The following is a 17,894-nucleotide window of genomic DNA, read 5'->3' on the forward strand; positions in this document are numbered from 1 at the left end:
CCCCCCCCCCCCCCCCCCCCCCCCCCCCCCCCCGCGCCGGAGTCTGAGCATCTCTTTCTCCCCACCAATGACCGCGGGGGAGCCAGCAGCATCCCCCAGGAGTGGCGGGAGCGCACCACCATTCTGCTTGGCTATGTCCCCCCCGATCAGCTCAAGACCTTTCCCAACCTGAAATGGGTGCAGAGCTGGAACGCGGGGGTGGACCCCTACCTGGCCCCCGGCGTCCTACCCGGGGGCGTGCGCCTCACCTCCGCCGTGGGAGCCTACGGCCCAGCCGTGTCTGAACACATGCTGGCCATGCTCCTGGCCATCTATAAGCGCCTGCCCGCCTACCGGGACCAGCAGAGGGCCCATATCTGGGCGGATCTTGGACCCGTTGGCTCCCTGGCGGGCAAAACCGTGCTGGTGGGCGGTGCCGGCGATATTGGCCGCCACTTTGCCCGGCTGGTCCGCGCCCTGGGGGCACAGCGGGTTATTGGGCTGCGCCGGAGCGCGGGCTGCCCGGTAGAGGGCTTTGACGAGATTTACGGTCTGGGTGCGCTGGATGGCCTGCTCCCCCAGGCCGATGTGGTGGCCCTGGCCCTCCCCCACACCCCTGAGACTGCGGGCCTGATGAGCAAGGCCCGGCTGCTGGCTATGAGGCCCGGCGCGGTACTGCTCAACGCGGGCCGTGGGAGCGCCGTGGACTGCACCGCCCTGGCGGAGGTGCTGTGCTCCGGCCGCCTGCTGGGCGCGGGACTGGACGTTACCGATCCGGAACCTCTGCCCCCAGGACACCCCCTCTGGGAGGCCCCCAGCCTCCTCCTCACCCCCCACACCGCCGGGGGCTATAACCACATGGAGGCCACGCTGGAGCGCATCAAGGCTATTTTCCTGGACAACCTGCGGCGCTATGTGGAGGGCCGCACGCTCCGCAATCAAGTGCGCTGACCCCCCTTGACATACCTCGGCGGTCTAGGTAAAATACACCTAGATCGCCGAGGTATTTTGCGTATAAGGAGGCTTCCCATGAAAAAGGCGGACAAGAACCTGCTCTCCGGCTCCACCACCCTTCTGGTACTCTCCCTGCTCTCCTCCGGGGACAAATATGGCTATGAGATGATCGCCGAGCTGGAGGCGCGGAGCGACCACACCTTTACGCTCAAGGAGGGCACCCTCTACCCCATCCTCCACACACTGGAGAAGGACGGAGCGGTGAAGTCCTACGAAAAAGAGGCCCCCACGGGCCGGATGCGGAAATACTACCGCATCACCCGCAAGGGCCTGCGCCTGCTGGACGAAAAGAAGGAGGAGTGGGTGGAATTTACCCATACCGTCAACGCCATTCTGGCCGGAACCAGTCCGGCCCTGGCATGAGCGCCCCGGCGGCGGCCCCCCACCGCACCATCAGCCAGTTCTGCGACCACGTATGCATGTACGTCCGCTTCCGGCCGGACCACGAGGCCATCACGGCGGAGCTCACCGCTCACCTGGAGGATCACAAGGCCGCCATTCTGGAGCCCCGCCCGGACATGCCGCTGCGGGAGGCGGAGCGCCGGGCGGTGGAGGCCATGGGGAATCCGGAAGAGCTGGGCCGCTGGCTGGACTCCATCCACAATCCCCTCTTGGGGTGGCTCCAGATCTGGTTCGTGCGGGCAGTGGTGCTGGCGGGCGTACTGATGCTGCTCTTTTCCGTGCCCCGGCTGGGAACCGTCGCGGTCAATCTGCTGGCCCCGCCCACGTACAACAGTCTGGGTGGACTGGGCAGTGCCCTGGAGCGGTCCGCCCCGGAAGAAATCGTGGTGGACTTCCGGCCGGAGGGTTCCTGGACGTGGGAGGGCTACACCTTCTCCATTCACCGGGCGGTGGTGTTGGACTTGGGAGATGGGCAGGCCCTCTACTACCTGCTGAAGGTCACCCACCCCAACCCATGGAACCGGGAGCCGGCGCTCCGGGACTGGCTGTGGGCGGAGGACGACCTAGGCAATTTCTATCCCTCCTATCGTCAGGGCAGGCTGCTGATAGAACAAGGATACTCCACTATGGACTTTGGTGAGTCCTCTGGGAACCCCTCGGCCTCCTACCCCTTTGCCAGCTACTACGACTTGTGGGTCTCCGGCATCGACCCTTCGGCCACTGAGATCACCCTCCGCTTTGACCGCTGGGGGGAGAATGTGCTGTGGCTCACCGTTCCCCTGGAAGGAGGCGAAGCAGATGGCTAGGCGCCCCATGACCCCCGCCCGGCGAAAGCGCCGGACGATCCGGATGGCCATCGCCCTGCCCATCCTCCTGGCGGTGCTGGTCCTGGTTCTGGACTACCCCATTCTCACCGCCGGGCAGGCCCTCCGGGCCACCCAGAAGCGGTACTTCTTCGGCCCAGGGGAAGTGCTCACCTCCATCGACTTTTCACGCGGCTACAATAAGTTCAAAATCGGTCAGTCCGACCGCTACTACATCCTGCGGTGGGGGGACTGGTATGCCTGGTGCAGTGTGAATCACTACGGCCTCTTCTGGCAAAGCGGCGCTTTGGATGCCGTGGAGAACGACCCGTCTCTGCCCCTGGTACCCCTGGTGGTTAGCGACTGGGCAGAAGGCGCGGTGCTGGTGGTGTGCAACGACCCGGACATCGCCCGGGTGGAAATCGAGTTCCCCGTATTTACTTACAGCGGCAGCGATCTCCTGGCCACCGCTGTCCAGGATCAGCACACAGCGGACTGCTTCCTGATCCGCTGGGATCTGGAAGAGGCAGTCTGGCTGTACCCGGAGGATCTGCGCGTCCGTGGCTATGCCGCGGATGGTACTCTGATCTACCAGTCCCCCCTGCCCGAGAGCTGGGCGGAGGACTACAGCATCCCCGACCCTGACAACTGGCGCTTCCGCTACGAGGCTTTATACCCCGGGGAGGTTGGATCATGAGCCGCGGCACCATCGACGATTTCTGCACCCAGGTGTGCCGCTGTGTCCGCTTCTGGCCGGACCATAAGGCCATCACGGCGGAGCTCACCGCCCATCTGGAGGATCACGCCGCCGCCCTGGAGGCGCGGGGTCTGTCTCCCGAGGAGGCTGCCGCCCAGGCCGTGACCGCCATGGGTGAGCCGGAGGAACTAGGCCGCCAGCTCGACCGCGCTCACCCGCCTCTGCTGTGCCTCTCTGTGGCGGCCACCAACATAATATTGGTCTTTCTTCTGGTCGTCTGCATCCTTGCCCTAGCCCTCTGGTCGCTGGATTCCGCAAAAACCGTTCTTGCCCGGCGTGCTGCCCCTGAGGATACCCGGGCGCACTACCAGGAGCGATACGAATACCCGCTGGCTATAGACGAGTGGGCAGAGGTGGACGGCCTGTGGCTCCACTTCCACACCATCGGTGTCATGAGCTCGGCCGGGCAACCGTTCGCCTATGAGATCTACCTAACTTGCGACCCGGCCGACGGCTGGTTGCCTGATAACGGCAGCCCCCGCCTGGAGATGCACTTTGTGGAAAACGTGCCGGGCAATGTGTTCTACCGCTTTGTCGCCGATACTGGCTGGGAGTGCATCCCCGCCACCTCCCTTCACTCCGGAGTCAACCGTTGGATCATCCTGCCCCAGCTTCCCCCCGAAGATGCGGAGCACTTGTGGCTCGAGGGGAACGTGTTCGGCCACACCTTCCGGGTAGAAATTCCACTTCTGAAGGAGGGTGTACAGTCGTGAAACGCCCGCTCTCCCGCCTGCGGCTCACGCCCAGGGGCCGCCTGCGCCGCAATGTGGTGCTCCTGCTGCTGCTCCCCCTGGCCCTGCTGCTCGTCCTCCGCCCCTGCTTCACCCACCAGGCGGCCCTGGAGCGGCTCCAGAGCCGCTTCCACTTCGGCCCGGTGGACGCCGCCCAGTGGTACCCGGAGGAGGCGATCTACGCCCTCCGCTATGACCGCTGGTACGCCGTCTGCTCCCTGGAGCGCCAGCCCTTTTTCCTCGGGCACACCTGGCGGCCCGATGCCAGGGGACTGATCGCCGCCCCGGTGGAGGACGCCCCCCTCTCCGTCTGCGGCATCCATTATGATCTCTTTTTTGGCCTCTGCTCCGACCCGGCCATTGAGTCCGTCCGCATCACCTGCACCGGCGATGGGGGGACCCATACGGCGGAGGTCTCTCCCGACAGCGGCGGGCTGTTTCTCTGGTGTGCCCCGGAGCGGCTTCCAACTTACACGCTCTACACCGCTCAGGCCCTGGACGGCCAGGGGCAGGTGCTCTATACGGTGGAGCGTACCATGGTTGACGAACACGATATCATCTGACCTCAATTCGACGGCATATTCTTCCAGTATATGGTATGCTATACCCAAAGGAGGATATGCCATGAGACAGCTCATTCCTGCACTCCTGCTCCTCACCCTGCTGCTCCCTGCGGCGGCAGCGGCCCAGTCCCCGGTCACCCGTGTCCAGTTTGTGGCCGCCCTGTGGACCTGCTCGGGTGCTGTCCCCTACGATGCCAACGGCCCTTTCTCCGATGTGAATCCCAACTCCCCCGGTGCCACGGCTGTAGCCTGGGCCTATGATCTTGGGATCGTGCGGGGCACCGGCGGCACACTTTTTGTCCCTGACCGCCCCATCACCCGCGAGGAGGCCGCCGTCCTGCTCCGCCGCTACGCCGTCCACCTGGGGCGGGACACCTTTCTGCCCAGCGGAGTGGCCGCCTGTAACGACTTTGAGGGGATCTCTCCCTGGGCGGACGACTCCCTCTACTGGGCCGCCGGCATCGGCCTGCTGGCGTGGGGCGCGGACGGCAGGCCGGAGCCCCAGGGCACCCTCTCCCCGGAGGAGCTGGAGCAGGCCCTCGCCCGTTTTTTTGACCGCCCTGTCCCGGCTATTCCCTATCTTCTGGAGCACTGGTGAGCTCCCTTTTAAGCAAAAAATGCCTGGAACCATATGGTTCCAGGCATTTTTATGCGACAGGCAGGCTAGTCCCGCACCATCTTCTCCAGCTCCTCCCAGGTGGGCCCCAGCTTCTCAATGTCTCCCCAGGTGGCAAAGCGCTCCTCCATGAGGGCCCAGGTGATGTACCAGTAGACATACCGTATGTCCAGATGGCAGGGCAGAATATCCTCCAGGATGGCCCTCATTGATTCAAACCCGTCCGGGATGCCTGGTACATCGGGGAACCGCACCTCCACAACGCCGGGCGTTTCCGTCTCGCTGGCCACGGCGTTGAGGCCGCAGCCTTTTAGATTATCGTTGATCGCCGTCAAGGTAAAGCTGTCCCCGCCGATGCGCAGCAGGGCGGCCAGCGCCGCCCGCCGCCGCTCCAGGCTGGCAGCTACCGGCTTTCGGGCCAGCAGTGCCTCGACGGCCTCCAGCCCCCGTCCCTCTGCGGTGCAGATCAGCATCTCCCGCTGTACCTCCTCCATGGCGGCCTCCACCCCATCCAGCGCCTTCCCCTGGGCCTCCAGCTCACCGCCATTGGCGGTGCCCTCCAGCCCATAGATACGCAGGGGCCGGAGCAGCTCCCTGAGGTATGCCCCGTAGCTCATGCCGTCCCCTCCAGTGCTGCTACCGTCAGTGTGCCCAGTTGTGGCAGCTCGTCCACCGCTGCCGCCACATCGGCCGCCGGGGCGGTGGGGGCGTAGTTCTCCACGCCCTCCACCCCGAAGATCAGCGCCCCCAGCTGGGCCCGCAGGACACTCTGCCCCAAGAGCCGCCCGTCAAACCAGCCCCGTACGGCGGACTCCACCGCCTGCCGGACGGTGTCAAAGTCCGCCCCCGGCCGGGCCGCCACCTGAACTGACACATCCACCGTCCTTACCTCCGGCGCCTTCACCTGAACATCCACGGCGATTTCGCGGCGTTCCTCCAGATGGGCCGCCACCTGTTCCAGCAGCCCGCTGTCGGGCAGCCCCGCCGCCGTGGCAAGAAACACGTCCACCGTCCCCCCGCCCCGGGGCCGCGCCACCACGGTAGCCGCCGCCACCTCCGGAAAGGAGAGGGCCTCCTGCTGGTAAAAGGCGGCGTTGGCCCCGTTGGGCATCCGCCGAAAGGTCTCCAGCACCCGCTCCCGCAGGCTCTCGTCCCCCTCGGCATCCAGTCCTCCGGAAAAGGCCTCAGGATTGGTGCACCGGCTCACCCCCACCGGCGCCACCGCCATGGCACGCACCGTCCCGGCCGCCGCATTTCCCGCCGCGCCCGGCTCCACCGCTCTGGCCCGCACCTGGGCGGAGGTCTGCCCCGCCTTTAAAACGCCCGCCTCGGTGGTCTCAAAGCGCACCTGGGCCGCTGTCATGCATACCGTCCCCTCCGGGATGCTCAGATCGGCCTCCGGCGGATGGTCTGTCTCGAAGGAGAGCACCCCGACCGCCGCTGTGGCCGCCCGGCGCTCCAGCCCCCGCAGTTGAGCATGCTTATCCAGGTAGTCCCCCTGGGCCGTCTGGGGGAAGCACTGCCGCCCCACCCAGTCGGCCTGCACATACAGGGCGTAGAGCTGGGCCGCCACGGCGTAAAGCCGCACCGCCATGTCTCCGTCCCCGGCCAGCGCCAGCCCCGTCTCCCGCTGAAAGGTGTCCACCATCTGCCCGTAGAGCTCCTCCACCGTCATCCCGTCATACGCCTCCCGTCCCAAGTATCAGGCGGAGCGCCTCGCCCCGCCAGTCCAGCTCGACCGTCAGTTCTCCCCCGGCCGACAGCTCCACCCCGGCCACCGACAGCTCCGCCTCATCGGAAAGTGCCTGGGCCACATACTGCCGGGCCAGTCCGGCCCGCTCAGCGGGCTTGGCCCGGCCGAGCCGGTGGAGCTCACTGCCCAGCGCAGGCAGCAGCGGAAAGCTCCCCCGCGGGATGGACAGCTTCCACAACACCCGCTGCAGCAGCTCGTCCGTCCCTTCCGCCCGCAGGAAGCCACCCGCGCCGTCGCTGACGTAGTCGCCGTTCCGCACCATTAGTTCCACGCTCAGCCCTCCCCTGTAAGCACCGGCTTGCCGTTGACCAGCACATCTCCGGTCAGCCGGATACCCCCGCCGCCGATGCGAATGGAGGCCGAACCGCTGTAGATGAGCACCTCGCCCGCCGCCAGGTTCCAGTCCTGCCCGCAGGCCTGGCCGGCCACACAGGGGGCCTCTCCCGCCTGACCGGTCTTGAGCACCAGCACCTGCTCGCCCTCCTCCGGCCGCCACACATAGCCGCCCGGGCCAAACACGGGCAGCTCCCGCCGCTCTCCAGCCAGATACACCCCGGCCGGGTCGCCGGGCAAGGTGACCCGGCCCACCAGTGCTGTTCCGTCCGGCTCTGCCCTTCTCCGCCCCTGCTCCGAAATCCACATAAAACCACTCCTCCGCTATGGCTCCCCCAGCGTCAGCCGGGTGTAGGTTCCCGCCGCCGTCAGGCCGCATACGCTCTCCCGTACCCGCCAGAGGCCCCGTCCCGTCCCCTTGGCCAGGTTGAGCTCCACCAGTTCCCCCGGCCACGCGGCAAAGGCCTCCGGCAGCTCCAACTCTGCCTGCCGCAGCTCTTCCCGGGCGCGTGCCAGTTGATACGCCCCGGAATAGCGCATGGCCTGATAGCTGCTCTTTCCCGGCATGGTGAGCACACGGCGGCACCGGCCGCCCCGGCGCAGGAAGTCCTCGTCCGCCACCCGCTGAACCTCCTCTGTGGTGCGGTCCCGCACCAGCACCTCGGAGAGTACCCCGTATCGCTGCTCCCGCAGGCGGAAGCTCGTCACCGCCGCGTCCGCCCCCAGCACCAGCCGCCGCCCCTCCTCCCAGGGGGCCAGTACCAGCCGCCCCAGCCGGTCAAACCGGGGGGCAATTCCCCCGTAATAGCGGCAGAATTCATAGACCACCTGCCACTCGCTGCTCCCCGCGTCCACCGAGAAGCCCGGCACCGGCGGCAGCTCCGCCCCCCGCACGATCTCAATGCCGTAGGGGGCCACGTGGTCCCGCAGGATATCCTCAACAGTGGCCACCTGGTAGTCTGCCCCCAGCGCCTCGTTGTCCAGCAGGCGGGCGGCCATTCCCCGGCCCGCCACGGTAAGGGTGCCCCCCGCGGTGTCCCAGCCCCGCTCGCACTCGTCCACCACGCCGGTGAAGAGCCGTTCCCCGTTCTCCTCCGCCGTAAAGCTCACCGCCTCGGTCAGGTCGTTCCCGCTGTCCGGCTCCCACAGGCAGGTGAGCTGAAAGCTGTCGCAGGGCGTGCCGCAGCCGTATTGAAACTGCCACTCCACCGCGTCGGGCAGGCGGATGCGCCGCCCATCCCAGCACAGCAGTTCTCCCCGCATCACGCCAGGCGCACCTCCTCCCCTGCTAGAATCAGGTTTGGATTTTTAATCTGGGGATTGAGGGCGATGAGCTCGGTCAGGCTGAGTCCGTAATCCCGGGCGATCCCCCACAGGGTCTCCCCCTGGCGCACCGTGTGCCGCCGCTCCCCCGCCGTACCGGCGGCCGGGCCTGTCTCCGGTTCTCCTCCGCCCCCGGTCACCTGTACGCCGGTGCTGTGTCCGTCGTATCCCTCCCAGAAAGCAAAGGAATACCCCACATAGTCCGCCCTGGGCTCCTGCCGGAGTGAGAGCTCCACAAAGTAGGCGTTGGAGGTCTGCCAAACCGGGTGAACCAGCAGCCCCGGTCCCCCGGCGTAGAATACGGTAGCCAGCTTCTTAAACTCCCCGTAGGCCCCTTCGCCCACGAATTCCCCCTCGCCCCGCATGACCCGCTGGGCGGGGCCCAGATCCTGGAGGTGGTAGCGCCCGAAGGGCACCTTTCGCGCCCCCATAGTCCGCTTATATTCAATGGTGTAAACCCGCGGGTTGTGGGGCCATACATAGTCCTTGTACCGCATGGAAGCCAATCTCACAGCAGCCGGAACCCCCCATCATACCGCCGGGCGTCCCGGCGAAACAGCCGGTCCAGCGCCTCGGCCTCCGCCGGAGCGCCCACCGCTCCGCCGTACTGCTCCACCGTCACCACCCGCCTCTCCGTTCCGCCGCTCCACTCCCGCTCCATGCTCCTGCGCACCAGACCGTCGAGCCAGGCCACCCCTGACCCGCTCCGGTATTCTGCGGTGTGCTCCGGCCGGGCCGGTTGAGCCGTCCGCTCCCCCATTTTTCCCGCCGTCTCCAACGTACCGGCGGTCTGGAGGCCGTCTGCCCACTGCTTCGCTCCCCGGTCCGATGGCTGTCCGCTGGAGTCCCCGACCGGGGCCTCCGGCACATATCGGTTCCCTATCACCGCACCCGGTCCGGCACACGCGCCGGCCTCGTCCTGCTCCACTCTGCGCCGCGCTGCTGCGGCCTCTGCGGGCCGCGTATTCTCCTCCAGCCATACCGTCAGGGGGCCGGTCTCCAGCTCCGGGGCCTCGCCCTGTTCCTGCTCCTCCTGCTGTGCCAGCAATACCGCGATATAGTCCGTCAACCGCTCTCCCCCCGTTTCAGCCGTTCAAACCGCGCCTCGTCAAAGGCCGCGTTCTGCCCCGCCGCCGTCTCTGTCCGGAGCGCGCCGCAGGCCGGGCACCGCTCCTCCGCCGCCTCGCTTCGGCAGGCGGGACACAGCCGCGCCAGCTCCTCCTCCCGGTCCAGCGCCAGGTGGAGGGCGCACCAGAGATAGTCCCGCGCCTTCATCTGTTTGGCCCGCTCCTCCGTCGGAAGCGCGCCAAAGCGTTGGAGCACGCGCCAGCGAAGGCGCTCATAGGGCGCGTGCTCCAGGCTTTTTTTAACCCTTCCAGCCGCTCCTCCCCGTCCTCGGGGGAGGGGTTTTCCGCCCGGTCAAAGGCGGCCCACCGGCCCGCCAGCGCCCCGATCTCCCGGGCGCTCAGCCCCGCCAGAGCCGCCCCGCCGTCCGCGAACACCGGCTGTCCGCCCCGCTCCAGCGCCCGGGCCAGCAGGCAGGCGTTGGCGCACAGGGCGGCCTCCGCCTCCCCCCGGGCCAGCCCCTCCGCCTCCCGGCGGGCCTCCAGCACCTCCAGGGCGGAGAGAAGCCGCAGCTCCCTCCCGTCCTCCAGCTTCAGCCGTTCCCGTCTCTCCAGCATATCACACCGCCGTTTCAATCCGCCTGGCCGCTACGATGGTGATCTTCTCCACCACCATGGCCCCCAGCGCGCCGGTCTCGCCGATGGAGCTCCACTGGCAGCCGGAGTAGATGATCTTCCGGTCCGGCTTGCAGATGACCAGGCTGAAGTCCTCCAGCGCATGGAAGTTCAGCCCGTCCCGGATGGCCTCATCGGTGGCGTACAGCCGGGTCAGTTCGATGACGTGGGTACGTTGGCCCGGTATGGTGGCCACCGGCTCGTCCTCGCCGAAGGCCTCCACGGTCTGGCTGGTACGGCTGGACTTGGCGGTATAGCTCTGCACCACCGCCACCTTTTTGCCGTCCACCTCCAGATAGATGTCGCTGCTGGTTGGAAATCCCGCAACCTTCATGTTCCTTCCTCCCCCATTCTCACACAGTGATATGCGCGCTCAGCCAGATCTGGTTGAGCCCATGGGCCACGGTAAAGGAAAAATCCACCAGACACACCGTGGGGTTGTCCGCATCGGCCTCTACGGAGACCTCGCCGTATCCGGTAATGATCTCCCGCGCCAGCTTGTTTTCCAGCTCCAGCACCACCTGGGAGCGGATGGCTCCCCGGCTCTGCTCGGTGTTCTTGGCCCGGCGGAACCGGGCACGCAGGGCGTCGCGCACGGTGGGGATCACGTCGTCCACGATGCGGATGGTGGTCAGCTCCCGCCAGGTGGCGTCCGCCGCCTCTCCGGTCTTGGTGCGGGTGGTCACGCCCCGCACCACGCTGACCACCCCGGCCGCCTGCTCCACCGGGGTGACCCCGCCCCGCACCAGGGTGTCGATCTCCGTATCCCCATACCGGGCCTCCAGCCCGTCCACGCCTTTCAGCTCCGCGCCGCCCAGGGGAATGGCCGGGTCGCTCTCCCCGGCGATGGCTCCCGCCACTGCCGCGGCCACCGCCGCGCCGCCGCCTTCTCCCACCGGGGCGGTGAGCACCACCCGCTCGCTGTTGAGCCCCTCGGCCCGCTGAACCAGGGCTGTGGCATTCTCCCCCGCCTTGCCGCCCACCACGGCGATGCGCTCTCGCCGCGCTTCAGAGGCGGCCTTCACGCTGTCCCGCAGGGCCTGCTGCACGGTCAGCTCGCCGCTGTCGCACACCACCACTGCGATGTCCTCCGCCGCTTCCAGCACCGAAAAGGCCGCCTTGTAGCCCGCCTCTTCGGCCACCGGCACCGCCTTGACCTGGGCCGCGCCATTGAGGAACAGCAGCCGCACCAGCTCCGTCAGCGTTTCCTCTCCGCCGAAGGCGGTCACCGCCTCCTCATAGCGGTTAAAGGTGTAGAGTGTTCCCGCCGTTCCTGTGCCGCACAGGGCCGCCAGTCCCACGCACCCGCCGCCGCCGCGGCCTTTCACCACCGTGGATGCGTCGTACCGGGAGTATACCCCCGGCCGCTCATGGTTTGTCACGCTCATAGATGTCCCTCTCCTCTCACAACAAAGTCCAGGAAGGTGCCGCCCTCGTCGGCCACGGCGTACAGGTATCCCTGACACACCGCCGTCACCGCCCTGCGGTAGAGGCCGGCCGCCCGGTCAAATTCCGTCTCCCCGCAGGAGAGCTCCCGCAGCGCCAGCCCGGCGGGTCCCTCCCACTGAAAGGCCTCCGCCATCCGGTCGTAGGCCGTCTGGAGCTCCCCAGCGCTCTCTCCATAGAGGTCCAGCCCGAAGGTGAGGGTCACCCGGCGGCCGTACAGCTCCTGCCACTGGCCGGTGCTCTCGTCGTACCGCTCTCCCAGGTAATCCCGAAAGCCGCCCGGCCCGCCCTGGCAGGCCCGCAGGGACACAGCGGCCACCGGCCCGCTCCGGCGGTTCCGCCGCTCCTCCGGGTAGGCGCATACCGCGTCCACCCCCTGCTGTCTCAGGAACGCCGCCATCTGCTCCCGCACCGCCTGAAAATCCAAGTGTTTTCCCCCTCACGTCTGCTCTGTCTGCGCCTCTCCGTCCTCCACCGCCAGCAGGGCCCACCAGTACAGCGTCTCCTCCCCCACGCAGACGGGCTGGGCCGCCCGCACCGCAAAGCGCAGCCCGTTCCACTCCACGCACAGGCCGTTCGTTTCCTCCAGTGAGAGCTCCGGCGGCCCCAGGTAGAGCCACTGATCCCGCCGCACCGTCCCCAGCGGGGTGGGCAACTCCTGGTACCAGTCCTCCCGCCGCTCCCGCACCGGCTGGAGGAACGCCCGGCAGGCCCGCTCCTCCTCCCCCCGACGCAGGGTGACGCTCTGCCCGTACCGCGCCAGAATCCGCCCCCAGGTCCCGGTCATCCCGGTACCCCCTGAAAGGCAAACCCCCGGTCGGCCAGCCAGGGCCCCAGCACCGTCTCGGCCTGGAGGCGGAGGGCGGCCGCCCGGGCCGCCCCGTCTCCCTCCTGGATGGTGACCTCCCCGGCGGTAAACCGCCCGCCGCCGGTCTCCCCGGCGGCCAGCCCCGCCAGGGCCAGCCAGGCGCAGGCCAGGATAAAGGCGTCTTCGCAGTCCTCTGGCCGCACCTCCGGCCGCAGCCGCCCGGCCAGCTCCGCCTGAGCCGCACGGCACAGGGCCTCCAGCGCCTCCTCCTGTCCCCCGTCCGCATGCCCCAGGCTGCGGGCCATGTCCATAATCTGCTCCGTCATTTCAGCTTCAGCACCTTGGCCGCGCCGGTGAACAGCTTGGCGAAGCCGGAGATGCTGGTGATGGCGGCCCGCTCCAGCTGTCGGTCGATGAGCTTGTCGTACTCCACCAGCACGTCGGAGCCCTGCACCATCTCCAGGGCGTAGCGGCGGTCCAGGCCGATGAGGGTGCCGCCGCCCAGGGCGGAGGTGCGCAGCAGAGCTGCGCCCAAAGGGGTGTCCAGCCTGCCGGTGCCCTGGAAGTTGAGGCCGGTCAGGGGGTTCTGGAACTCCTCCAGCTTGAGCATCTGGCGCATCATGTCGCCGCTGACCAGGAGGGTGTTCATCTCATAGGGCTCAAACTGGCCCCAGAAGTCCACCAGCTCATCGTAGGTGAGGGTGCCCGCGGTGCCGCCGATGGGATCGGTACCCACGGTGAAGGCCTCGGCGGGGTTGTCGTTGCCGTCGCCGTTGAGGAGCACCTCGATGGCGTCCTCCAGGTGCATCCGGTTGATGTGAGCGCCGATCTGCCGCAGGGTGACCGAGAACAGATCCAGCTTCTGATAGCGGATGGCCTCGTAGGAGGCCACCAGCATCCGCCCCCGCTTGTGGAGCTTCACCAGATTCTCCTGGGTTTTCACCTGGGTCTGTGGGATGGAGGCGCCCTCCTCCACCCAGCGCAGGGCCTTCTGGTCGTCGTCCGGCACCGAGGCAATGGAGCGGTAGTCCATGCCGTCAAACCGGGTGACGGCGGCGGTGATGTGGGGCAGGAGGTTGGCCTCCTCCATGCCCTGCCGCACGGAGCGGGCGATGTACTCGGGGAAGAGCACGGCGGACTGGCTGGTGGCGAAGAACTTCTCCACCGCGTCGCTGCCCGCGCCCTTCACTTTGATGTCAAAGCGCTTGAGCTGCCGCTGATAGGCGTCCAGCCCCTCCAGCGCCGTGCCCTTATACTGCTCCGAGGGGTCCTCCCGCTCCAGCACCTGGGTGAAGGAGCGGCCCGCCTCGTTATACATGCCCTTTTCCAGTCTCAGGTTGTCAAAACGATATCCCATAGTTCCATTCCTCCCTTTCTCACAGGCGGATGACAGCGCCGCCGCTCTCCGCCCGCACCACCAGATATTCGCCGCCGGTGGGCGCCTCGGCGCTGTCCGGCCGGACGCCGCCGGAGCCGTCGGCCAGCAGCCGGTTCCACCCCTCGGTGAGCGCGCCGCCGCTGGCGGCCACCCGGATCAGCCCGCCCAGCTGTACCGCCGCGAAGCCCTCCCCGGCGCTCAGGGCCACGCCGCAAAAGCGCTCGCCGTCGCCGCAGGGGCCCACGGTGCCGTCCCCGGTGAGCTTCACCACCTGTCCCGCCTTCACCCCTTCGCCGCAGGCAAAGGTGGCCGCCACCTCTTCAATTCCCTCAAACGAAATCCTGCTCATGCTGCCTCTCCTTTCTCCTCTGTCCTCTCTGCGCAGGGGCCGCTCAGATCAAAAATGCCCCGTCCCGCTCTCCGTTGTTCTCCCGCCCGCCGCCATACCGCAGCTGGGTCTCCACCGGGAACACCCGCTCGGCCTGCCGCTCCAGCGCGCCTTTGAGGGCCAGTAGCTCATCATAGCCCAGCTTGTCCGCGATGCCCCGGAGCACGGCGTGCTCCAGCCCCAGCCCGGCCAGGCCGCCCAGGCGGGCCACCTCCCCGCGCAGGCTCTCCAGGTATTTTCGCCCCAGGGCGGCCTCCTGCTCCATCCGCATGTGCTTCATCACCCCCGCGTTTCTCTGGGCGGGCACTGCCACGAAGGACCACTCATAGGCGTCGGTGGCCCTCACCAGCTCGGCCCAGCAGCGCCTGCCGCCGTACTCCGCCCCCTTCTCGTGGGGGCAGGTGCGGAGCTCCTCGCCGCAGATGGAGCACACCGACCGCTCCACCGCGCAGCCCACGCTGACCTCCTTCTTGATCCCCCCCTCGATGGCGGCGATCAGCTCCCGGTTTCCCTCGGTGCGCAGGAGGTAGGCGCAGCCCTTCAGATAGCAGTAGGGCTCGCCCGCCTCCGTCATCCAGCTCTCCCGCACCACCTCGGTTCGGTAGATGCGGGCCGCCTGGTTCCGGGTGCTCCACTGGTGGTCAAACAGACCGCTCCTGCCCACAAACAGGGGGGCCAGCTCCTCCAGGGTAGCGGCCGGGAACCGCTCGTTGTCCCGGTCGATCTCATTGTCGCACAGCCGCACCGCGAAGGCGTATACCTCCTCAGGCCGCAGCTTCTTTTTACTCATGGCGTTGATCGCCTTTAGCTCCTCCGGGCTGACCTCCAGCCCGCAGTCCACGCCCGCCTCCTTGTTTACGTTCATCCCATCGCTCCCCTCATCTTACTCTGCGCCCTATACCCCGACGAGCCGCCCCTCTCCCTCCGTAGGGCGCGGCATCCCTGACGCGCCGCACTTTCCCGGGGACCCCGATCTGGTCTCCTCTGCCCGCGCCGACACTCTTCAGCCCTCTTTGCCCTCTCGCGCCAATCGCAGCTCCTCCGCCTGCTCACGGTACAGTTCCGCCCGGGCCTCCTCGACCAGATCCTGGAGGTTGATGTCCTCCCAATCCACCGTCACCCTCCGGTCGTACCCGTGGAGGGCCAGCCACAGCTCGCAGATACGCTCCACCACAGGCTCCAGCCCCCGCCGGATGGCGGTGAGCTCGCTGGTCATCATGTCGGCCTGCTGGGTGCTCATCCGCTCGGTGGACGACCAGCTCAATCCCAACAGGAAGGGCGGTATGCCCGTCCGGGCCACGAGCTGTTCCAGAATCTGCCGCACCGGCACCTCGCTGTCCAGCACCTGGTTGTCCGCTCCGATCACCTTGATGTCCACGTCGCCCACGGCGACAAAATCGCGCACCCGGCCGTCCCGCCCCGCCTCCATGGCTGCGGACCACTCCCGGGCGATCTGGCGGCTGCGCTCCTGGGCCATGGACTGCTCCAGGGGCGCGTCCCCCGGCTTGTAGACCACCGCGAAGCGCACGTTGCCCATCCGCTCCCAGTTCATCCCCATCGCCTGGTAGATGTTCAGCAGGATTCCGGTCAGGAAGGGCATGGACCGCAGCAGACTCACGCCGTAGGGGCTGCCCACCTCCGGCTGAAAGGGGGTGAAGAGCAGCAGCTCCTGCCGGGGCAGCTCCCGGAGCTGCCCGTCCCCATCCCGTCCCCACAGGGTAAACTCCAGCGGCGACTCCCCCTCCCGAATCTCCACGTCCGCCGGGTTGCCGCACAGCACCGCCGCGATCTCCCGGCCCCGCCGGTCAGGGACGATCTCCCCCACCGCCCGGCCGAAGGTGAGCATGGAGTCCAGATAGCCGTCCAGGAAGGACTGGATACCCCTCTGTCCGCGCCCGGTGTTCACATGCTGGAGGAACCAGTCCAGCCCCTCCTGGGCAGCGCTCTCCCGGCAGGACACCTTGACCCCGCCCGCCAGCCGCACCAGCTTGCGCAGGGCGGCGTCCACAATGGGGACGGCCTCCCGTATGCTCCGGTAGAGCTCCATCTCCCCCTGGCTCAGCGGCACATACCCGTCCAGCACGCCGAAGGGGTGCCGTCCCCCCTCCCGGAGCTGCACCGCCGCCCCGGCCCCATTCTCTCTTTTCCTTGCAAATATACCCATGCTCTCCTCCCATCCTCTGCCGCGGCGCGCTCCGCGCTAAAACCGCCCCCGCTCCACACACAGGCCTCCAACGTACCCCCGCTCTCCCGCCGCAACACTGGCGGCAAAATAGCGGATGTCGTCCATGGCGTGGTCGTGGACTTTTTTTACCCGGTCGCCCCCGGCCTTCTCATCCCAGCAGTAGAGGGTAAACTCCCGGAGGGCGTCGGCGCAGCCCTGGCAGATCACCAGCCTCCCCCGCCGCAGCAGTTCGGCGGTGGTTCGGATACCGGCCAACACGTCGTTGTCGGCCTTTTCCACCCGCCATCCCCGCCGGCGCAGGGTCTCGATAAAGCTGGCCGCCGACGGGTCGGCCACCACCTTCCAGATGGGCCGTCCCCCCGCCAGCCGCTCCAGGGCGTCGGCGTGCTCTCCGTCGGTTCTCTGCCGCCCCTCGGCCCGGGCGTCATAGTAGGACTCCGCCACCCGGTACCACACTCCGTCCCGCAGCCCCCACAGCCCCAGGGACGTGGGGTTTACCGTACCGTAGTCGCAGGAGATGCACCACCGCTCCATGCCGCCCACCGGCACGGGCCTCGCCCAGCTCTCGTCGAAGAAATCGTATACCCGCCCCTGGGCGGCCACCCACTCCCCCAACACAAACCGCCGGTAGAAGGCGCCGCTGAAGCTGCGCGCGTACCGCTCCCGCACCTGAGGCGTCAGCGCCGGGTTATCCTCCATGGTGAAGTGGAGGTAGAGCGCCCGCCGCTCCTCCGCCTTTAAAATCCACTCCTTGTAAAACCAGTGCTCCGGGTGCTCCGGGTTGCAGGAGAACCACATCCGGCTCCCCGGCACGGAGCACCGGGCGCAGGCCTGCTCCACGAAGGAGCGGGGCATGAGGGCCGCCTCATCCAGCAGAACCCCCGCCAGCGTGATGCCCTGAATCAGGGCCGCGCTTCCCTCGTCTCTGCCGCCAAAGAGGTAGAAGGTGTTCTCCTTCCCGCCCAGCCGTACCGTCAGCCGGTTTTGGGATGCCTGCTCCCTCCACTGGAACCCCAGCGCCCCCAGCGTAGGCAGCACCTCCCGCAGCAGGTTGCGCCGCAGCGCCGTGATGGTTTTGCCGCACAGCCCGAAGGCCATGCCGTCGAAGCAGGCCGTGGCCCACAGGAAGAAGGCCAGCCCCATGCACAGGGTCTTTCCGCTGCGTACCGCTCCGTCGCAAATAACCGCCTCCCGGCTTTGCCCCTCGGCGGAACACCACCAGGTGAGCACACGCCTCTGCTGCCGGGAAAAGGCCCTAAACCGCATCGGCGCTCTCCCGCAGCGCCCGGAAAAACTCCTCCGCCCCGTCCTCCCGGCCGCCGGACAGCTCCACCAGCCGCTCCAGCACGGCCGCCCGATCCACCAGCTTCAGCTCCACCGCGCCGTTTCCGCTGCGCTTGAACTCCTTCAGCGCTCCCAGATCCAGCCCGTCGATCTCTCCTAGCTGTTCTCCGTCCAGGAACGCCAGCTTTACCGCGTCATTTACTCTGCAACCTGCCAGCCGCTCCATCCTCCGCAGCAGCCGTGCCCGCTCGTTCTTCACGCGTTTCCCTCCTCACCTCCACTCCGCATCCCCGAAAAAGTGGCCCATTTCCGTCCACCTTTCTATTACAATAGATTTACGGTTAAAGGCACGGCAGCCAGCCATGTCTTTTTTCGTATCGTTGCCTAAGCTG

General features: G+C 67.5%; 27 protein-coding genes. 7 read left to right on the forward strand and 20 right to left on the reverse strand.

Annotation, left to right across the window (positions count from 1 at the left end; all coding sequences use genetic code 11):
* The 7 genes from ACESY8_RS16705 to ACESY8_RS16735 form a co-directional block, all read left to right on the forward strand.
* Positions 1 to 930: D-2-hydroxyacid dehydrogenase (locus tag ACESY8_RS16705; RefSeq protein WP_498794880.1), on the forward strand; the 930-nt coding region annotated here is incomplete at its 5' end.
* Between the two features lie 78 nt (positions 931 to 1,008).
* Positions 1,009 to 1,356 carry a PadR family transcriptional regulator gene (locus tag ACESY8_RS16710; protein WP_007492128.1) on the forward strand — a complete coding sequence of 116 codons (348 nt, stop codon included), beginning with the start codon at positions 1,009 to 1,011 and terminating at the stop codon, positions 1,354 to 1,356.
* Positions 1,293 to 2,201 (forward strand): permease prefix domain 1-containing protein, encoded by a 909-nt coding sequence (locus tag ACESY8_RS16715; RefSeq protein WP_498794881.1) that lies wholly within the window; start codon positions 1,293 to 1,295, stop codon positions 2,199 to 2,201. Before ACESY8_RS16710 ends, ACESY8_RS16715 begins: the two co-directional genes overlap by 64 nt.
* Entirely contained in the window at positions 2,194 to 2,895 is a 702-nt protein-coding gene (locus ACESY8_RS16720; protein ID WP_024725143.1) for a DUF5044 domain-containing protein, read from the forward strand. Before ACESY8_RS16715 ends, ACESY8_RS16720 begins: the two co-directional genes overlap by 8 nt.
* Positions 2,892 to 3,668 carry a permease prefix domain 1-containing protein gene (locus tag ACESY8_RS16725; protein ID WP_024725142.1) on the forward strand — a complete coding sequence of 259 codons (777 nt, stop codon included), beginning with the start codon at positions 2,892 to 2,894 and terminating at the stop codon, positions 3,666 to 3,668. The genes ACESY8_RS16720 and ACESY8_RS16725 overlap by 4 nt, the downstream gene beginning before the upstream one ends.
* Positions 3,665 to 4,249 carry a DUF5044 domain-containing protein gene (locus tag ACESY8_RS16730; protein ID WP_024725141.1) on the forward strand — a complete coding sequence of 195 codons (585 nt, stop codon included), beginning with the start codon at positions 3,665 to 3,667 and terminating at the stop codon, positions 4,247 to 4,249. The genes ACESY8_RS16725 and ACESY8_RS16730 overlap by 4 nt, the downstream gene beginning before the upstream one ends.
* 61 nt (positions 4,250 to 4,310) lie before the next feature.
* Positions 4,311 to 4,847, forward strand: coding sequence for an S-layer homology domain-containing protein (locus ACESY8_RS16735; protein ID WP_024725140.1), 537 nt, complete (start codon positions 4,311 to 4,313; stop codon positions 4,845 to 4,847).
* A 65-nt stretch (positions 4,848 to 4,912) separates the two neighbouring features.
* Here ACESY8_RS16735 and ACESY8_RS16740 read toward each other — a convergent pair whose 3' ends face one another.
* The 20 genes from ACESY8_RS16740 to ACESY8_RS16835 all read right to left on the reverse strand — a co-directional run bounded on the left by ACESY8_RS16740 (position 4,913) and on the right by ACESY8_RS16835 (position 17,761).
* The gene (locus tag ACESY8_RS16740) at positions 4,913 to 5,482 is read right to left on the reverse strand and encodes a DUF2313 domain-containing protein (RefSeq protein WP_009258863.1); all 570 of its coding nucleotides are present in this window, start codon (positions 5,480 to 5,482) and stop codon (positions 4,913 to 4,915) included.
* Positions 5,479 to 6,540, reverse strand: a complete 1,062-nt coding sequence (locus tag ACESY8_RS16745) for a baseplate J/gp47 family protein (protein ID WP_498794882.1) — start codon at positions 6,538 to 6,540, stop codon at positions 5,479 to 5,481. Before ACESY8_RS16745 ends, ACESY8_RS16740 begins: the two co-directional genes overlap by 4 nt.
* Before the next feature lie 4 nt (positions 6,541 to 6,544).
* Positions 6,545 to 6,880: a hypothetical protein gene (locus ACESY8_RS16750; RefSeq protein ID WP_054339301.1), complete on the reverse strand. Its 336-nt coding sequence runs from the start codon at positions 6,878 to 6,880 to the stop codon at positions 6,545 to 6,547.
* Positions 6,881 to 6,891: 11 nt separating this feature from the next.
* On the reverse strand, positions 6,892 to 7,260 hold the full coding sequence (locus ACESY8_RS16755; RefSeq protein WP_009258867.1) for a hypothetical protein: 369 nt from the start codon (positions 7,258 to 7,260) through the stop codon (positions 6,892 to 6,894).
* 15 nt (positions 7,261 to 7,275) lie between these two features.
* Positions 7,276 to 8,214 carry a hypothetical protein gene (locus tag ACESY8_RS16760; protein WP_007492107.1) on the reverse strand — a complete coding sequence of 313 codons (939 nt, stop codon included), beginning with the start codon at positions 8,212 to 8,214 and terminating at the stop codon, positions 7,276 to 7,278.
* On the reverse strand, positions 8,214 to 8,771 hold the full coding sequence (locus ACESY8_RS16765) for a LysM peptidoglycan-binding domain-containing protein (RefSeq protein WP_007492102.1): 558 nt from the start codon (positions 8,769 to 8,771) through the stop codon (positions 8,214 to 8,216). The genes ACESY8_RS16760 and ACESY8_RS16765 overlap by 1 nt, the downstream gene beginning before the upstream one ends.
* Positions 8,772 to 8,782: 11 nt before the next feature.
* Positions 8,783 to 9,343 carry a hypothetical protein gene (locus ACESY8_RS16770; RefSeq protein WP_007492100.1) on the reverse strand — a complete coding sequence of 187 codons (561 nt, stop codon included), beginning with the start codon at positions 9,341 to 9,343 and terminating at the stop codon, positions 8,783 to 8,785.
* On the reverse strand, positions 9,340 to 9,549 hold the full coding sequence (locus tag ACESY8_RS16775; protein WP_007492099.1) for a hypothetical protein: 210 nt from the start codon (positions 9,547 to 9,549) through the stop codon (positions 9,340 to 9,342). The genes ACESY8_RS16770 and ACESY8_RS16775 overlap by 4 nt, the downstream gene beginning before the upstream one ends.
* The gene (locus ACESY8_RS16780) at positions 9,546 to 9,956 is read right to left on the reverse strand and encodes a hypothetical protein (RefSeq protein WP_055181326.1); all 411 of its coding nucleotides are present in this window, start codon (positions 9,954 to 9,956) and stop codon (positions 9,546 to 9,548) included. The genes ACESY8_RS16775 and ACESY8_RS16780 overlap by 4 nt, the downstream gene beginning before the upstream one ends.
* A 1-nt stretch (position 9,957) precedes the next feature.
* Positions 9,958 to 10,347 (reverse strand): hypothetical protein, encoded by a 390-nt coding sequence (locus tag ACESY8_RS16785; RefSeq protein ID WP_007492097.1) that lies wholly within the window; start codon positions 10,345 to 10,347, stop codon positions 9,958 to 9,960.
* A gap of 19 nt (positions 10,348 to 10,366) precedes the next feature.
* Entirely contained in the window at positions 10,367 to 11,401 is a 1,035-nt protein-coding gene (locus ACESY8_RS16790; RefSeq protein ID WP_009258873.1) for a phage tail sheath C-terminal domain-containing protein, read from the reverse strand.
* Entirely contained in the window at positions 11,398 to 11,886 is a 489-nt protein-coding gene (locus ACESY8_RS16795) for a hypothetical protein (RefSeq protein ID WP_054339300.1), read from the reverse strand. The genes ACESY8_RS16790 and ACESY8_RS16795 overlap by 4 nt, the downstream gene beginning before the upstream one ends.
* A 12-nt stretch (positions 11,887 to 11,898) precedes the next feature.
* Positions 11,899 to 12,246 (reverse strand): hypothetical protein, encoded by a 348-nt coding sequence (locus ACESY8_RS16800; RefSeq protein WP_009258875.1) that lies wholly within the window; start codon positions 12,244 to 12,246, stop codon positions 11,899 to 11,901.
* A complete protein-coding gene (locus tag ACESY8_RS16805; protein WP_204682040.1) occupies positions 12,243 to 12,593 on the reverse strand; it encodes a hypothetical protein in 351 nt (116 codons plus the stop codon). Before ACESY8_RS16805 ends, ACESY8_RS16800 begins: the two co-directional genes overlap by 4 nt.
* Entirely contained in the window at positions 12,590 to 13,624 is a 1,035-nt protein-coding gene (locus ACESY8_RS16810; protein WP_054339299.1) for a phage major capsid protein, read from the reverse strand. The genes ACESY8_RS16805 and ACESY8_RS16810 overlap by 4 nt, the downstream gene beginning before the upstream one ends.
* A 19-nt stretch (positions 13,625 to 13,643) precedes the next feature.
* A complete protein-coding gene (locus ACESY8_RS16815; RefSeq protein WP_434307749.1) occupies positions 13,644 to 13,994 on the reverse strand; it encodes a hypothetical protein in 351 nt (116 codons plus the stop codon).
* Between the two features lie 43 nt (positions 13,995 to 14,037).
* Positions 14,038 to 14,898, reverse strand: coding sequence for a hypothetical protein (locus ACESY8_RS16820; RefSeq protein ID WP_434307750.1), 861 nt, complete (start codon positions 14,896 to 14,898; stop codon positions 14,038 to 14,040).
* Between the two features lie 138 nt (positions 14,899 to 15,036).
* On the reverse strand, positions 15,037 to 16,197 hold the full coding sequence (locus tag ACESY8_RS16825; RefSeq protein ID WP_154250790.1) for a phage portal family protein: 1,161 nt from the start codon (positions 16,195 to 16,197) through the stop codon (positions 15,037 to 15,039).
* A gap of 36 nt (positions 16,198 to 16,233) precedes the next feature.
* A complete protein-coding gene (locus ACESY8_RS16830) occupies positions 16,234 to 17,484 on the reverse strand; it encodes a PBSX family phage terminase large subunit (protein ID WP_007492088.1) in 1,251 nt (416 codons plus the stop codon).
* Complete coding sequence (locus ACESY8_RS16835; protein ID WP_007492087.1) at positions 17,474 to 17,761, reverse strand: hypothetical protein; 288 nt, start codon at positions 17,759 to 17,761, stop codon at positions 17,474 to 17,476. The genes ACESY8_RS16830 and ACESY8_RS16835 overlap by 11 nt, the downstream gene beginning before the upstream one ends.
* Between the last annotated feature and the right edge of the window lie 133 nt (positions 17,762 to 17,894).

The organism is Clostridium sp. ATCC BAA-442 (genome assembly GCF_964239415.1).
In the GTDB taxonomy this organism is placed as follows: domain Bacteria; phylum Bacillota; class Clostridia; order Oscillospirales; family Oscillospiraceae; genus Flavonifractor; species Flavonifractor plautii.

Coding starts and splice junctions, on each gene's coding strand:
- ACESY8_RS16710 (WP_007492128.1), top strand. CDS start 1,009: ATGAAAAAGGCGGACAAGAACCTGCTCTCCGGCTCCACCACCCTTCTG.
- ACESY8_RS16720 (WP_024725143.1), top strand. CDS start 2,194: ATGGCTAGGCGCCCCATGACCCCCGCCCGGCGAAAGCGCCGGACGATC.
- ACESY8_RS16725 (WP_024725142.1), top strand. CDS start 2,892: ATGAGCCGCGGCACCATCGACGATTTCTGCACCCAGGTGTGCCGCTGT.
- ACESY8_RS16735 (WP_024725140.1), top strand. CDS start 4,311: ATGAGACAGCTCATTCCTGCACTCCTGCTCCTCACCCTGCTGCTCCCT.
- ACESY8_RS16740 (WP_009258863.1), bottom strand. CDS start 5,482: ATGAGCTACGGGGCATACCTCAGGGAGCTGCTCCGGCCCCTGCGTATC.
- ACESY8_RS16745 (WP_498794882.1), bottom strand. CDS start 6,540: ATGACGGTGGAGGAGCTCTACGGGCAGATGGTGGACACCTTTCAGCGG.
- ACESY8_RS16750 (WP_054339301.1), bottom strand. CDS start 6,880: ATGGTGCGGAACGGCGACTACGTCAGCGACGGCGCGGGTGGCTTCCTG.
- ACESY8_RS16755 (WP_009258867.1), bottom strand. CDS start 7,260: ATGTGGATTTCGGAGCAGGGGCGGAGAAGGGCAGAGCCGGACGGAACA.
- ACESY8_RS16760 (WP_007492107.1), bottom strand. CDS start 8,214: ATGCGGGGAGAACTGCTGTGCTGGGATGGGCGGCGCATCCGCCTGCCC.
- ACESY8_RS16765 (WP_007492102.1), bottom strand. CDS start 8,771: ATGCGGTACAAGGACTATGTATGGCCCCACAACCCGCGGGTTTACACC.
- ACESY8_RS16775 (WP_007492099.1), bottom strand. CDS start 9,549: ATGAAGGCGCGGGACTATCTCTGGTGCGCCCTCCACCTGGCGCTGGAC.
- ACESY8_RS16780 (WP_055181326.1), bottom strand. CDS start 9,956: ATGCTGGAGAGACGGGAACGGCTGAAGCTGGAGGACGGGAGGGAGCTG.
- ACESY8_RS16785 (WP_007492097.1), bottom strand. CDS start 10,347: ATGAAGGTTGCGGGATTTCCAACCAGCAGCGACATCTATCTGGAGGTG.
- ACESY8_RS16790 (WP_009258873.1), bottom strand. CDS start 11,401: ATGAGCGTGACAAACCATGAGCGGCCGGGGGTATACTCCCGGTACGAC.
- ACESY8_RS16800 (WP_009258875.1), bottom strand. CDS start 12,246: ATGACCGGGACCTGGGGGCGGATTCTGGCGCGGTACGGGCAGAGCGTC.
- ACESY8_RS16805 (WP_204682040.1), bottom strand. CDS start 12,593: ATGACGGAGCAGATTATGGACATGGCCCGCAGCCTGGGGCATGCGGAC.
- ACESY8_RS16810 (WP_054339299.1), bottom strand. CDS start 13,624: ATGGGATATCGTTTTGACAACCTGAGACTGGAAAAGGGCATGTATAAC.
- ACESY8_RS16815 (WP_434307749.1), bottom strand. CDS start 13,994: ATGAGCAGGATTTCGTTTGAGGGAATTGAAGAGGTGGCGGCCACCTTT.
- ACESY8_RS16820 (WP_434307750.1), bottom strand. CDS start 14,898: ATGAACGTAAACAAGGAGGCGGGCGTGGACTGCGGGCTGGAGGTCAGC.
- ACESY8_RS16825 (WP_154250790.1), bottom strand. CDS start 16,197: ATGGGTATATTTGCAAGGAAAAGAGAGAATGGGGCCGGGGCGGCGGTG.
- ACESY8_RS16830 (WP_007492088.1), bottom strand. CDS start 17,484: ATGCGGTTTAGGGCCTTTTCCCGGCAGCAGAGGCGTGTGCTCACCTGG.